10 protein-coding genes are annotated in these 14,697 nt (G+C 40.5%); 4 read left to right on the top strand and 6 right to left on the bottom strand.

Going from position 1 to position 14,697, the window contains the following annotated elements; translation table 11 throughout:
* Positions 1-22 precede the first annotated feature (22 nt).
* The 3 genes from BMY70_RS10320 to BMY70_RS10310 form a co-directional block, all read right to left on the bottom strand.
* Positions 23-718 carry a hypothetical protein gene (locus tag BMY70_RS10320; RefSeq protein WP_090335098.1) on the bottom strand — a complete coding sequence of 232 codons (696 nt, stop codon included), beginning with the start codon at positions 716-718 and terminating at the stop codon, positions 23-25.
* Positions 719-771: 53 nt separating this feature from the next.
* Positions 772-1,488 (bottom strand): hypothetical protein, encoded by a 717-nt coding sequence (locus BMY70_RS10315; protein WP_090335097.1) that lies wholly within the window; start codon positions 1,486-1,488, stop codon positions 772-774.
* A 143-nt stretch (positions 1,489-1,631) separates the two neighbouring features.
* On the bottom strand, positions 1,632-2,336 hold the full coding sequence (locus BMY70_RS10310; protein WP_090335096.1) for an SAM-dependent methyltransferase: 705 nt from the start codon (positions 2,334-2,336) through the stop codon (positions 1,632-1,634).
* A gap of 348 nt (positions 2,337-2,684) precedes the next feature.
* Between BMY70_RS10310 and BMY70_RS10305 the strand changes: the two genes are divergently transcribed.
* On the top strand, positions 2,685-3,113 hold the full coding sequence (locus BMY70_RS10305; protein ID WP_090335095.1) for a hypothetical protein: 429 nt from the start codon (positions 2,685-2,687) through the stop codon (positions 3,111-3,113).
* Positions 3,114-3,259: 146 nt separating this feature from the next.
* On the opposite strand, the gene BMY70_RS10300 is transcribed toward BMY70_RS10305, so the two are convergent.
* A complete protein-coding gene (locus BMY70_RS10300; protein WP_090335094.1) occupies positions 3,260-4,030 on the bottom strand; it encodes an alpha/beta fold hydrolase in 771 nt (256 codons plus the stop codon).
* Positions 4,031-4,406: 376 nt separating this feature from the next.
* Here BMY70_RS10300 and BMY70_RS10295 point away from each other — a divergent pair, with 376 nt between their 5' ends.
* Together BMY70_RS10295 and BMY70_RS10290 are read left to right on the top strand one after the other, a co-directional pair.
* Positions 4,407-7,712, top strand: coding sequence for a TonB-dependent receptor (locus tag BMY70_RS10295; protein WP_090335093.1), 3,306 nt, complete (start codon positions 4,407-4,409; stop codon positions 7,710-7,712).
* 417 nt (positions 7,713-8,129) lie between these two features.
* Positions 8,130-11,480, top strand: coding sequence for a TonB-dependent receptor (locus BMY70_RS10290; RefSeq protein ID WP_090335092.1), 3,351 nt, complete (start codon positions 8,130-8,132; stop codon positions 11,478-11,480).
* Positions 11,481-11,561: 81 nt separating this feature from the next.
* Here BMY70_RS10290 and BMY70_RS10285 read toward each other — a convergent pair whose 3' ends face one another.
* Both BMY70_RS10285 and BMY70_RS10280 read right to left on the bottom strand, forming a co-directional pair.
* Positions 11,562-12,461 carry a glycerophosphodiester phosphodiesterase family protein gene (locus BMY70_RS10285; protein ID WP_090335091.1) on the bottom strand — a complete coding sequence of 300 codons (900 nt, stop codon included), beginning with the start codon at positions 12,459-12,461 and terminating at the stop codon, positions 11,562-11,564.
* A 29-nt stretch (positions 12,462-12,490) separates the two neighbouring features.
* On the bottom strand, positions 12,491-13,399 hold the full coding sequence (locus BMY70_RS10280) for a patatin-like phospholipase family protein (RefSeq protein ID WP_090335090.1): 909 nt from the start codon (positions 13,397-13,399) through the stop codon (positions 12,491-12,493).
* Between the two features lie 321 nt (positions 13,400-13,720).
* Here BMY70_RS10280 and BMY70_RS10275 point away from each other — a divergent pair, with 321 nt between their 5' ends.
* Positions 13,721-14,695, top strand: a complete 975-nt coding sequence (locus tag BMY70_RS10275; protein WP_090335089.1) for a polyprenyl synthetase family protein — start codon at positions 13,721-13,723, stop codon at positions 14,693-14,695.
* Positions 14,696-14,697: the final 2 nt, after the last annotated feature.

The raw sequence follows: 14,697 nt of genomic DNA, 5'->3' as shown, positions 1-14,697 counted from the left end.
TTGCAATCTACTTTTAAATTGGTTATTGCTCTCTGACGGTAACTTTTATCATATCATAATAAAGAACGGTTCTTCCTTTAAAACGAGTATCTTCCCCGATGCAAACCCAGATTTTTCCATCGCTGCCGGGCTTTACGGAAATATTTTTTGAACTGCTGTTTCGGTTGACAATCTGGTAGACAGCTCTGGCTGAATTATTCACCACGTCGCCGATGATTGACATTTCGGCTCCGTCCTGATTCCATAATCCTTTTTTTATCGAAATGTTATAGTATCCGTTTGACAATTCTTTTGTTGGCTCGGCAGCAGAAGCGCCGGCTTTCAGGCTGATATTTTTTCCGGTGGCACCTGGAAGATCCGGATAGTTCGTTGCAAGATTTATATCAAAGGAAACATTGTAGGTTTTTTCCGGATTAAGGCCGGCGATTTCCTTTTTTAAAAACAGAAAAATGCTGTCGCCAACATTTGTACCTTCCAGACGCAGGCTCCATCTTAAAGAATCGATGTCACTTGGCAATGAGTCGCGCTCCATCGCAAACGCAACTTTTGTAGTATCCGCACGATTGTATAAAGCATAATCGCCTGTCCATCCTTCAACGCCGGTCTGAAATTCCGAGGTCATTGTCCTGACAGGATCGACATTATTTCTTTCTTCACTGTTGCAAGCAGACAGGCTTAATAATAAGACTAGTTTTGCCCACGTCAAATATTTCTTCATCAAATTAATTTTCTTTGAGTAGACAAAACTAGTCGAATTATGGAGACGACTGACTAATTAATTACCTTTTCAGTAATTGTAGTTCTGATTTTGTCGTAATAAAGTCTTGTCAAACCTTCATATCCCGAATCGGTGCCCACACAAAGCCAGATTTCTCCGTTCGCATCGGCTTTCACTTCAACAGGTTTAGCTGCGTTGTCACGCTGAACGATTTTGTAATCTTCCTTATCCAGGCCATTTGAGATATTGCCTAGTACGAAAAGATCTTTTCCTTCCTGCGACTGCGATCCTTTGTCGAGATTGAAATGATAAAATCCATCTTCCAGCTTTTTAGCAGGCTCGATGGTTGATGCGCCCGCTTTCAGATATACAGAACTTCCGGGCGAACCACCTGCGCCAATTCCGCCGGCAGGATACTTTGTTCCCAGTTCAACGTTGAAAACGACGGTATAAGTCTGATTCGCTTTCAAACCATTTACTTTTCTTTTCAGAAACATAAACATATCGTCGCTTCGGTTGTGGCTTTGCAGCATGAACGCCGTCCGTTTTTTATCAAGAGGCTCAGGAAGCGATGTTCTGCCCGATCTGAATTCGATAATTGACGTGTCGGTTGCTGTGCTGTATTCTGCCAGATCAGCGGTCCAGTTGTTGTTATTTTGTTCAAAATCAGAATCAATAACAATTCCTGAACGAATTATTTCCTCATTGTCATTACAGGCGGACATACTCACTGCCAAGGCCAGGCCTCCTAAAATCATCCACTTTTTCATAGCTCAAATTGCATTTTAATAAATAAAAATTAACTAACTGTCGCTAGTCAAGATTCAGAATGCAGACTGTTGGTTGGAAAAATGTCGGAAGTTTTTTGTTTGCTTTTTCTTTAACGCTGAGGCTAAGCGGGTTTGTATAAAAATTAACCGATCAGGAATATGGTTGGCTGCTTATGCAGGTCCGGCTTGTTTTTTCGCCAGTATTTTACCGGATGCGTTTCTATAAATTGTTCATCCGATGTGATATTTGCAGCGATACATAACAAAGTATCGATTTGGCAGGAGTCCAGTAAAGCATCCAAAAATGAATTGTTTCGGAATGGTGTTTCCATAAAAATCTGCGTCTGATTTTTTTCTAGAACATCAAATTCCAGCTGCTTCACTGCTTTCTTCCTTTCCGTTTTATCAATCGGCAAATAGCCGTGAAATACAAAAGATTGTCCGCTCATACCGGACGCCATAAGTGCCAGCAATATAGACGAAGGGCCAACCAGCGGGACAACCCTGATACCAACCTGATGCGCAAAGTCGACTGCGACCGAGCCAGGATCAGCCACACCAGGACAGCCGGCTTCAGAAATAATCCCAGCATTTTGTGTCAGACTTCTTATCTGTTCTCTTGTTTCTCCGCGCGGTGTGTCCTTTGTGAGTTCAAAAAAAGTAATGTTATCGATCACTTTTCCGAGTTTTAAACTGCTGATAAACCGGCGGGCTGTACGAATATTTTCAACGAAAAAAATATCAACATTTGCGATGACATCTTTGATCTGGGGGCTTAATACGTTATCGCTCGTTCCTTCTGCCAGAACGGTCGGGATTAAATATAAAGTTATTTCTGACTTACTCATTTTCTGAATTTTTGATTCCTGCCTGAATAATTGTCCATACAGTGAATCTGTAAATAAAACGCAAAGCTATAAAACGCCGCTTTACTTTTTGCTATTCTAACTGTTTTGCTCTCATATGGACACGAGACCTGGCAGATACCGAAACTTGCTTATTAGTTTTTTCTTCCTGCACGGTTGTAAATTGATTAGGATCGTTTAAGAACTGCGCTGCTGTGATCAATCGGGTATCTATAAAAATAACGTGATTGCTTTGACTTTTAACGGTTTATCGAAAAAATATGGGTTTGTTTTTTTAATCAGATTCCAACCAATTGAAAGGAAACAGCATCTGTTAAGAAAAAGAAACCTATGAAACGATTATTTTATATCCCTCTGTTTTTAATAATTGCCTTTGCATGCTCAGAGGATAAAGACGCAGTACAGGCAGATTCATTTATCCCAAATTCTGATACAAAATGGCTTCTGACAGAAACGGAACAAACCGTTAACGGGAAAAAAGTCTGGACGACTGTTAATACATTACAGCCTGAGTATATTATTTTCAGGTATGACGGAGTTATTTTAAACGGCGACGGAAAAGCAAATTGCTGTTCTCCCAAAAGTTTGCTAATCAACAATAAAAACTTTGAAATTAAACCGCAGGCTGAGATTTCATATAGCGCCGATTGTGCGGGAGTCTTCTGTGCACCATGTCCGGTTTGGGATGTTGAAATGAATGGTAATGAAATGATTATCGCGCAATGCCAGAATCCAAGAAATAAATATATCAGGCAGTAAGTAGTTTAAGCGAGGACATTTCAAATAAAATCAAAGTATCGAAACGTTTCAATTTGAGCTGCGACGAATCGATACTTTGATTTTTTCGTTATTAATGACAGAGATCCTTCTGTTGCCGGTGTTAGTTTTGAGATGGATGTTATTTGTTAACTATTCAGGTAGTTCAACAAATGTTCAACAAAAACTTTTGGCTGCTCTGCCTGAACCCAGTGCCCCGCATTTTCGATAGTATCCAATTGCGCATTAGGGAAAATTTTCAAAATATTATCCCAATCTTCGTCCAGTATGTAATCCGATTTTGCTCCACGGATGAAAAGTGTCGAAGTTTCGACGGGTTTCGAAGCTGTAATTTCCGCCCCGACTTTTCCCATATCGGAAGTTAACACAGGCAAATTAAACCGCCAGTCGAAACCGCCTTCCTCTTTTCTGTAAAGATTTTTTAGCAGGAATTGTCTGACAGCAAGGATTGGCTCATACTTGCTCAAAAAGTCATCAGCCTGCTGGCGGGTTTCAATTTCTTCAACCGGCAAGGCGTTTAAACCTTTCAGAAGTTTAGTATGGTGAATCGGGTATTGCTTTGGCGCGATATCCACAACCACCAGCTTTTCTAAAGTATCCGGATTATTGACAGCATATTCCATCACCGTTTTTCCGCCCATCGAATGTCCGAGCAAAATCGGATTGTCAAGATTTTGCTGACTTAAAAATTCTTTCAAATCTGCCGCAAGGGTAGGGAAGTCCAGCGAGCCTTCGTGCGGAGAGCGGCCGTGATGTCTCTGATCAACCAGATAAACAATAAAGCCTTGCTCCGAAATTGTCTTACCGATTGTAAGCCAATTGTCTAAAAAACCGAAAACTCCGTGAAGTATCACAAGCGGTTTTCCGGTTTCTCCTATTTTTTTATAATTAAGCTGCATTTTTTTTCAAAAATTAAAAAAATCTATTTTTTAAGAATTTTGGGCAAGGTTGCACATTCAAAGACATTTAATATAGTAACCGAATGTGACATTTTCTTCCTTATTCAATTGACATTGCAAAGATCGTCAGGATTTCTTGGACAGAAAAAAATAAATGGCCAGAAATGTTAACAATATCTTAATATTGAAAATGTTTTAATTTTTAGTTGTTAACGTGCATGTTTTCAACAAATCAGGCAGTTGCGGGAATAAGTATAGTATTTTAGTAGGATTACAAATATTGTTTTAGAACTAAAAAAACTTTTATTTTACGGCTAATATCAGCTATCACTTTTTAGTGAACCTACTAATAAATCTCATCAAATCCCCCAATTCCATGAACAGGAAAAGTTTACTTTTCCGAGCAGCAAGTCTTATGCTGTTCGTATTCTCATTGTCTTTCCTAAACGGAAAAGTACAAGCGCAGGTTACTTCGTCTACAATTAATGGGCAGGTAACCGATTCCAAAGGTGAGACTCTCCCGGGTGCTACGGTAGTAGCAATTCACGTTCCTTCAGGTACAAAATATGGAACCTCAACAAATGAAAATGGCCGTTTTAATTTTCCTGTGGTACGTATAGGAGGACCATATACAGTTTCTGTCTCATTCGTGGGTTTTAATCAACAATCAAAGGATAACATATCGGCGGATTTGGGATCGACAGCTGTTGTTAATTTTAAATTGACTGATGAAGGTACTCAGTTAAGCGAAGTAGTGGTTAGTACTGGTCGCGGAGATGTTTTCAATAACGAAAGGACCGGTGCTGCCACCAATATTAACGCAAGACAATTGACGACACTTCCTAGCATCAGCCGGAGTTTGACAGACTTTACGCGACTAACTCCCCAAGCAAATGGAACAAATTTTGGAGGGCGCGATGGACGTTTAAATAGCGTACGGGTCGATGGAGCAGTTCTTAACAATGGATTTGGTTTAACCAGTGACTTATTACCTGGTGGCGAAGCTCAACCAATATCTCTGGACGCGATCCAGGAAGTTCAGGTTAACATAGCACCATATGATGTTCGCCAGACTGGTTTTACAGGTGCAGGTGTAAATGCAGTTACACGAAGTGGTACCAACGAATTAACAGGATCTGTATATGGTTTTTACCGCGATCAAAGTTTTAATGGCAAAAAAGTGGATGGCAGAGAGCTTAGCGTTGCAGAGTCATCTAACAAAATATTTGGAGCTCGATTGGGCGGGGCTATTGTTAAAAATAAATTGTTTTTCTTCGGGAATTTTGAACGAGAAAAATATGTGTATCCAGGAAATATCTGGGTCGCCAACCGCGGAAATAACGCTGGTCAACCAGGTGTTGCAAGAACAACCGTTGAGGATCTTGAAGCTGTAAGTTCGCTGTTAAAAAGTAGGTACGGATATGATCCTGGAGCCTATGAAAATTATGCTAACAAATATACCAACGAGAGTACCAAATTTCTTGCTCGTTTAGATTGGAACATCAATGATAAGAATAAATTCACTATTCGGTATAATCAGGTTGTAGGGACAAGTGATCAGGCAACTAATGGAAACTCTGGTCCAAACCCTCGTTCAGGCGTAAACCGGATCAGTAATGAATCAATGGCATTTGAAAATGCTAACTATGCTCAGAAAAATATCGTAAGGTCCTTAACTGCTGAATTAAACACAAGTTTCAGTTCGAAATTATCAAATCAGTTTTTAGCAACTTATTCATATATAGAGTCTACACGGTCGACTCCCGGATCGCTTTTCCCATTCGTTGATATTTGGGAAGGTGGTAAAAACTATATGAGTTTTGGTACTGAATTGTTTTCTTATAATAACGGTGTTAAAAATAACAACTATACGTTTCTGGACAATGTAACTTACCAGGCAGGAAAACATACTTTGACTGGTGGTGCCAGCTTTGAGATAATGAAGTTTTCGAATAGTTATGTACGTCTTGGAACTTCTTATTACCGCTTTAATTCGGTACAGGACTTTTTGAATGACAGAGCTCCTTCTGCATATGGGGTAACGTATCCTTTGCAAAGCGACACATGGGCAAATATCAATTTTGGAATGGCTGGGCTTTATGCTCAGGACAAATTTGCAGTAACTGATCGATTGAATCTTACATTAGGTCTTCGTGCAGATCTTCCAATTTTTATGGATGATCCATTGTATAATCCAGCAATAGATAACCTGAAATTGTTGGATAAGGATGGCAACGAAACCTCCTATTCAACGAAGACGTGGCCTAAATCAAGAGTATTGCTTTCTCCGCGCTTAGGTGTTAATTATGATGTTTTTGGGGATGGTTCATTGCAGCTTCGTGGAGGTACTGGTATTTTTACAGGACTTATACCTTTTGTATACTTTACTAACCAGCCTTCTAATTCTGGTGTTCTTCAAAATACGTTGGAGCCTGTCAACGCGGCTACGCTTGCAGAGATTAAAAACTTTAACGCAGATCCTTTGTATTGGGTAAATGCCCTTCCAAACCGTTTCCCAAAAACGGCCGGAACTACGGCTCCGGGAACAGTGGCACTAATTGACAAAGATTTCAAAATGCCTCAGGTATGGAGATCAAATATCGGGGCAGATTACAAGATACCGGGAACTCCACTGGTAGCAAGTTTTGATTTCCTTTATACAAAAGATATTCAGGCTACCTACCAGTTTAATTCCAACCGTAAACCGGCAACTGCAACAATGGACTACGCAGGTGACGACCGCGATTTCTGGGGTGGAGCTGCAAACGCAACTTACAACACAAGCACAGGAGCAATCGTGCCAGTTTTGAGCAATACAAATAAGGGGCGCTCGATGGCTATAACAGCGGGTCTTTCCCTTCCTGCAAGAAAAGGATTTTACGGGTCTTTGTTCTATAATTATACAAATGCCAGGGATATTAGTGGAAATCCTGGTTCTGCTGCAAACTCTGCATGGTCTAACAATTACTCAATCAACGATCCAAACGAACAATTGCTTGGGCAATCACAATTTGGTATTCCTCACCGTGTGGTTGGTAACGTTTCGTATAGAATTGCCTATGCAAATCACTTGGCAACAACGGTGTCTCTTTTTTACCAGGGACAAAACGCAGGTCGTTTTGCTTTCACAACAAATGGTGATTTAAACCGCGACGGTGTCTCTCTTGATCTGCTTTATATCCCTGAAAGTGCTTCGGAATTAAACTTTGATCCGATCAGAAATTCTGCGGGAGAAGTATTGTTCTCGGCTGATCAGCAGCGTGAGGCATTTGATAAGATCGTCAACGAGACAAAAGAGCTTAAAAATGCCAAAGGCGGCTATATCGAGCGGAATGCCGGATTACTTCCTTGGCTGAATCGCTTTGACTTTAAATTGGTACAAGATATTTTTACGAATATCGGTAAAAAACAAAATAGCCTTCAGATCAGTCTTGACATCATGAATGTCGGGAATTTGTTAAATTCTGCATGGGGGGTGAGACAAGAACTTGATGCGGGATCGCAATTTAATTATGCGCTTCTTGATGTAGCCAGCGTCACATCTGCAGGTGTTCCTACCTTTAAGATGCTGACTGTAAGTGGTGCTGAAAATTCTGTAAAATTGCCTACGACTCTCTATAGAAACACATTTAATGCGGCGAACACTTGGAATATGCAGCTTGGTCTTCGTTATAGTTTCTAGTTTGATCTGATATATTTGAAACCCATGCTGAAAGGCATGGGTTTTTTTATATTTGGCTGAATAACACAAACGCTGTCTCCTAAATTCTTCCAGGCTTGAAGTTTAAGATTCTAAGAAATCTTTCAAAAATCTAATTCACAAATATGGGAGCCTTTCAATTTTAATTTTCCGTTGTTTCTTTCAATTTATTTTGAAAACAAAATTAACACAGATAAAACATATTTGGCTATTTATATAATTATTAAAATTTTATTCGTCATTATTTAAATAATTCGAGAGGTTGTATACGTAAGTATACTATTTTGGTATTAAATTTGACATTGTTTTTGAAGTAAAAAAACTTTTATTTTACGGAAATATTCATTCACAGAAACTGAATGATGCATCTAACTCCATTACCAAAATCCCCGAAAATTTATGAATTTGAAAAGTCTACTTTTCAGGACGGCGTGTTGCACGCTGTTCGCAATTTTATTGTCCCTTGTGAGCGGACAGGTACAAGCTCAGGTAACATCGTCGGCTATTAGCGGACAAATAACGGACAGCAAAGGCGAAACTCTTCCAGGTGCTACCGTGGTTGCGATACACGTTCCCTCGGGATCGCGTTACGGCTCGATCACGAACGAAAAGGGACTTTATACCATTCCCGCTGTTCGCGTTGGTGGTCCGTACAACGTAACTGTAACCTTTATCGGGTTCAGTGACCAAACAAAGGAAAATATCTACGCAAACCTTGGAACTGTTGCAAACGTTGATTTCGTATTGAAAGATGGCGGAACACAGCTGGAAGAAGTGGTTGTAACAGGTTCAGGAAGTGACATTTTTAGCTCAGACAGAACCGGAGCCGCTACAACTTTTAATAAGGGATTGATCACAAGCTTACCCACTCTTGGCCGTACTTTGAACGATATTACAAAGTATAACGCTTACAGCAATGGCAGATCTTTTGGTGGGCAGGATAGTCGTTATAACAACTTTACAATTGACGGATCTGTTTTCAATAACGGATTTGGTTTGGGAAGTGAAGCAGCGGCTGGTGGTCGTACCGGTTCTTCAGCAATTTCTCTGGATGCAATTGAGGAGGTTCAGATCAACATTGCTCCTTATGATGTGCGTCAATCTGGCTTTGCAGGTGCTGGTATTAATGCCGTTACGCGTTCAGGTACGAATGAGTTGTCTGGTTCGGTATTTCACTTTTTCAAGAACAAAAGTCTTGCAGGTGATAAAGCGGATGGGAACAAACTTACTATCAACGAATTCAATGAAAAAACAACAGGTTTCCGTCTTGGAGGCCCATTGGTAAAAAACAAACTTTTCTTCTTTGTTAACGGAGAATTTGTTAAACGTTCAAGTCCCGCACTCGATTATCAATTGAACCGTGGACAGCAAGGCAATAACGTTTCACGTACCACAGCCGCAGATCTTGAAGATCTTGGTTCTTTCATGAAGGATAAATTTGGTTACGACATCGGAGCTTTGGACGGTTTCAACAACGAAAACAAGAGTAACAAATTTTTGGGCCGTATCGACTGGAACATCAACGACAGCCATAAACTGACGGTACGTTATTCACACCACGATTCTCAATCTGATGTTTTGATCAGCCAGAGCAATAGTAGTAATACTGCCGGTTTTGGTAACCGTACAAACTCGCTTCTGGCAATTTCTCCTCAGAATACAGGTTATATTATCCAAGACAATACCCGTTCTGCTGTTGTTGAATTAAACTCAAATTTTGGTGGCAAGTTTTCTAACGTTTTGATTGGAACTTATAACAAACAGATCGAAGACAGAAAATACAAGGCGGCTATCTTCCCGACAATTGAAATTCAGAAAGATGGATCCACGTACACTTCGATTGGCTCGGATCCTTTTACACCGAACAACCGTCTGGATTACGCAACATTAAATATTACGGATAACCTTACATATTATGCCGGAAGACATACTTTGACTTTGGGTGCTTCATACGAACACTTCAAATCGAATAACTTGTTCTTTCCAACTTCAAACGGAGTTTATGTTTATAAATCTATCGAAGATTTTAAAACAGCAGCACAGGCATTTATCGATAATCCAACTGCTACAACTTCACCAGTTGAAGCAGTTCGTTTTAATTATCGTTATTCATTACTTCCTGGTGGTGCTGCTCCCTGGCAGGTTTTTAAAACACAAACAGCAAGTCTTTATGTTCAGGACGAATACCAGGCTACGAAAAACCTTAAAATTACAGCCGGTGTTCGTGCTGACTATATTACGATTCCTAACACGTCGAAACAATATTATAATGCAGATGTTGCAGCTTTAACTTTTAAAGATAACAACGGTGCAGATTATAAAGTTAATACTGGTAATGTCCCAAAAGGTCGTGTTTATTTCTCACCAAGAATCGGTTTCAACTGGGACGTAACGGGCGACAGAATGACTCAGATTCGTGGAGGTACAGGGCTTTTCTTGTCAAGAATTCCTTATGTTTTGATTTCAAATCAGTTGGGTAACAATGGTGTGAATTCCGCGACGATCGTTGGAAATAATACAACAGCTTTCCCATTCACAACGGATCCAACCCGATTTATTCCTGCCACGACCGCGTCACTTTCCGGCTATCAGGTGAATGCGTCTGATGAAGATTTGAAATTTCCTCAGGTTTGGAAAAGCAATATCGGAATTGACCGTCAGATTGGCTGGGGTATTGTAGCGACTGTTGAAGGTATCCTGAACAAAAATTATAATGCGCTTCGCTATATTGATGTAAACCTTAAAGATGCGACAGGAGATTTTACGGGTCCTGATACACGTGATCGTTTTCCTGCTTCGGGTGTAACCGGAACTGCTGCAATAAATTCAGCTAGATTAATTAATACAAAGGTTTCCAACGTATATGTTTTGACCAACACGGATAAGGGATATTCTTATTCATTGACTGGAAAACTGGAAAAACCTGCAACGAATGGTCTTGGTGGAATGTTGGGTTATACCTATGGAAAGGCGAGAGATATAGCTTCTGTATCAAGTACAGTTGAAGGTAATGTTCCTGGTATCAATGGCTTGAATCACTTGGGTATGTCATATTCAGGGAATGATTTGCGTCACCGTTTTGTAGGTTATGTTTCTTATCGTAAAGAATATGGTGGAACATTTGGCGGTGCGACGATGATCACTCTGGGTGGCGTTTCAGCTAGCGGTTCTAAATTGTCCTACATCAGTTCTTCTGATTTCAACGGTGACGGACAAAATAATGACCTTTTACGCGTCCCGAATAGTGCATCTGAGTTGACTTTCGCAACGCTGACAACTACTGTAAATGGAAAAACTTACACTTTCTCTCCTGAGGAACAAACAGCTGCTTTCCAGAACTATATTGACAACAACCCTTATCTTTCGAAAAGAAAAGGCCAGTATACAGAACGTAACGGTGGTGCTTATCCATGGCTGACGCGTTTCGACTTAACTGTTGAGCAAGATTTTTACGTAAAAGTTGGATCAAAAGGCAAGAAGAACATCATTCGTTTAAGAGCTGACGTGTTCAATATTGGAAACATGATAAATAACAAGTGGGGTGTTGCTAACGCAGCTACGGCATCAAATGGTACTTTAGTAAGTCCGTTAAACTTTGCCAGTGTATCAGCTGCCGGGCTTCCATCATACAGAATGGGAACACAAAATATTGACGGCGTTCCTATTTTGGTTAGAGATTCTTTTGTGAAGTCTCAAACGATCAATGACGTTTGGCAAGCGCAAATCGGTATCCGTTATATCTTTAACTAATACCAGATCTGAATTTCAGAAATATAAAAAAATCGCCGTGTCGGATTTCTTGACACGGCGATTTTTTTATATCAGATAATATTATTTCTGAAATAGAGAATGCACAAATATCGGCTGATCGGTACAAATAATATCTGCACCGCTTTCCCAGATCTTGTTATACATCGGAGCTGAAATTTCAGTGTTTAGCGTGTCGATATTTCCGTTAGTGCCCAAAGATGTTAGAATTTTCATGGAATGTACCTTCAGATAAAAGGACTCGGGCTGCAATTCTTTTGGCGTCAGTGCAACAATATTTTCGAGCGGAAGTCCTGATTTTTCTACATTCGTAATATGATCCCAGCTGTTAAAACCAACTGCAAGCATCAGGCTGGGTTCCAGTTCATATACTTTTTTAGCTTCGTCCAGCGAGTAACAGATTACAATGGATTTGTGAATAGCATTATTGTCTTTCAACATTTTAATCGTTTTTACAATATCCGTTTCCGGCTTTTTATCAACGACTAAAATCAGGCTCTTGTCTTTACTCCAATCCAGCACTTCCTTAAATGAAGGAATTTTATTTTTTGTAAGCAATCCTTTGTCATCTTTCAGACGCAGGTTTTTTACATCTTTCCACTGTTGCTGATTTAGTAATCCTGTACCGTTTGTGCGAATTCCCAGTTCATTGTCATGTGAAATAACGAGTTGGCTGTCGGCTGTCATTCTGATGTCAAATTCCAGCAAGACACAAGGTACATTCTGGTAAGTATTTTCAAAAGTTGCAATACAGTTTCCGGGATATCCGTCCTCGATCCCGCCCTGGTGCGCCATAATCATGGGCACGAACCGGTTGGACGGTTTAAGATGTGCTTTCAAACTTCCTGTCTTGCTGAAATTGCAGTTATAGGTAACAGACGTGAATTGGCGGGATGGAACACAGGATGTTAAAAATAACAGCAATAAGAGAGGGTAAGGGTTTTTTGAACGTTGTGCTAACATTAGCTAATTTTTTTTAATCAGGTTTTTGATCATTCTTTTACTTCTGCCACTTTATTCAGCGTCTCGACCGCGACCCGGTAACCTTCTATTATCAATCTGGAAATATCTTCTGAATTAAAGTGCTGCATATCCAGAACCAGCGGTGAAGCGGGGCGGATGACGGTAAGTTTCATCGGGACACCCCGTAAAACAGAGCGATCCACATAAGACTCGGCCCAGATAATATTGCTGTTGGCATATTCATTAACAGTAATATCCCGAACCCGTTCCACGAGCGTTATCAGGTTTCTGGGGTTCATTCCCTCAGGCTGGTACAAATGCGGCGAATGGCACGCAATAACCACAATCTCCGTAGCCCCGTCAGCAATTGCCTGGCGAATGGGAGCTACTTCCCGAAGCCCGCCGTCCAGATACATTGAATGTCCGATCTCAATCGCGGGCATCAACATCGGAATTGACGAGCTTGCCCGAACAAAATCAAGAAAATGCGGTTCCTGCGGTGTTACATATTTTATTTCTCCGCTCTGAACATTTACTGCACCGACTTTGATTTTAACCGGCGTATGTTTCAAATGCTTGTCTTTGACATTTTTGCGTATCAGCAGGTGGAGTGGTGCAGGATCGACTAAGCCGTCAAATCTGCTCATTAATGTGTTCATCCCTAACATAACGCGCGATCGGAGCGTAGAAATATCCTGGGGCTGGGTTATATTCTTGACCCAGAATTCCAGCAGCTTCCTTCCTGCAACCGCCCAGGTAATTTTACCTTCCTCGTCCAACTGACGCCCGGTTTCATTCGCTAAAAATGTAGCATTAAGTGCTCCAACTGAAATTCCATAAACCATATCAGGTTCAAATCCATTTTCCAGAACTGATTGGATTGCTCCAACCTGAAAAGCGCCTTTCATGGATCCGCCTCCAAGCACGAGTGCTTTCATAAATATTTGCTTTCGGCTGTCGGCGTTCGGCTTTCAGCTATTGATTAATATGATGCGTTTAGTTTTTTATACCGATAGACTTTCATTTCAACCGGCCGTATACATAACGGTTTTTCCTCGTTATTCTACTCAATTCATAGATTTTAGAATTTCGTGATTTCAATTTTAAACATTTTCATTCTAAAATAGGTATAAAGAGAAGATTTTATTCCAAATTTGAAGATTAAAGTGCAGAAGTTGATAAATCCATTTTTTTTGAACTAAACTGTCGCGTATCGCCTTTCAATACTTGGAGGTAAAGTAAGACTTCCTATAATTTATATGACCCTTTCAATAAAGGATATTCAAGCTCCTATTGCGGATGAAATGAAGGCCTTCGAGCACAAGTTTCGCCAGTTTATGAAAAGTGATGTAATGCTGCTCGACCAGATCATGAATTACATCGTACGCCGTAAAGGGAAACAGCTAAGGCCAATGTTCGTTTTTTTGTCAGCCGGAGTTTGCGGACCTATTACAGAATCCACCTACCGTGGTGCTTCTTTCATCGAACTTTTACATACGGCCACGCTTGTTCACGACGATGTCGTTGATGATTCCAACTACCGGCGCGGATTTTTCTCTGTTAACGCATTATGGAAAAATAAAATTGCGGTCCTTGTTGGTGATTATTTGTTATCACGCGGACTTTTACTTTCGGTCGAGCATAACGAATTTGAATTATTGAAAATCGTTTCAACTGCTATGCGGGAGATTAGCGAAGGAGAATTACTTCAGATTGAGAAAGCGCGCAGACTCGATATCAACGAGGAAGTTTACTATGAAATTATCCGGCAAAAAACAGCTTCCCTGATTGCCTCATGTTGCTCAGTGGGAGCCTGTTCGGTTGGATCTGACTCGGAGACAATTAAAAAGATGCACGCTTTTGGAGAAAAAGTTGGGATCGCTTTTCAGATAAAAGATGACCTTTTTGATTATGGAGAGGATGAAATTGGTAAACCGCTGGGAATTGATATTAAGGAAAAGAAAATGACCCTTCCTTTAATTTACGCGCTGAACAAAGCTTCATGGCTGGAAAAACGTAAAATGATAAACATAATCCGCAATGAAAGCCATAAGCCTAAAAAGGTTCTCGAGGTAATTTCTTTCGTCAAAGATTCCGGCGGGTTGAAATATGCCCAGCAGGTAATGGAGCGCTACGTAGAGGAAGCGCGTGCACTGCTTCATGATTTTGAGGAATCATCGCACCGTACCGCATTGGAACATTTGGTTCAATACACCATCGAACGCAGTAAATAGCC

The sequence above is a fragment of the Dyadobacter koreensis genome, from assembly GCF_900108855.1.
Lineage (GTDB): Bacteria > Bacteroidota > Bacteroidia > Cytophagales > Spirosomataceae > Dyadobacter > Dyadobacter koreensis.
Note: the sequence above shows the minus strand (reverse complement) of the source record. Positions and strands in the feature narration are given on the sequence as shown.

Bases quoted from the DNA above. Each gene is read 5' to 3' on its own strand.
- BMY70_RS10320 (WP_090335098.1), bottom strand. From the start codon at position 718: ATGAAGAAATATTTGACGTGGGCAAAACTAGTCTTATTATTAAGCCTG.
- BMY70_RS10315 (WP_090335097.1), bottom strand. From the start codon at position 1,488: ATGAAAAAGTGGATGATTTTAGGAGGCCTGGCCTTGGCAGTGAGTATG.
- BMY70_RS10310 (WP_090335096.1), bottom strand. From the start codon at position 2,336: ATGAGTAAGTCAGAAATAACTTTATATTTAATCCCGACCGTTCTGGCA.
- BMY70_RS10305 (WP_090335095.1), top strand. From the start codon at position 2,685: ATGAAACGATTATTTTATATCCCTCTGTTTTTAATAATTGCCTTTGCA.
- BMY70_RS10300 (WP_090335094.1), bottom strand. From the start codon at position 4,030: ATGCAGCTTAATTATAAAAAAATAGGAGAAACCGGAAAACCGCTTGTG.
- BMY70_RS10295 (WP_090335093.1), top strand. From the start codon at position 4,407: ATGAACAGGAAAAGTTTACTTTTCCGAGCAGCAAGTCTTATGCTGTTC.
- BMY70_RS10290 (WP_090335092.1), top strand. From the start codon at position 8,130: ATGAATTTGAAAAGTCTACTTTTCAGGACGGCGTGTTGCACGCTGTTC.
- BMY70_RS10285 (WP_090335091.1), bottom strand. From the start codon at position 12,461: ATGTTAGCACAACGTTCAAAAAACCCTTACCCTCTCTTATTGCTGTTA.
- BMY70_RS10280 (WP_090335090.1), bottom strand. From the start codon at position 13,399: ATGAAAGCACTCGTGCTTGGAGGCGGATCCATGAAAGGCGCTTTTCAG.
- BMY70_RS10275 (WP_090335089.1), top strand. From the start codon at position 13,721: ATGACCCTTTCAATAAAGGATATTCAAGCTCCTATTGCGGATGAAATG.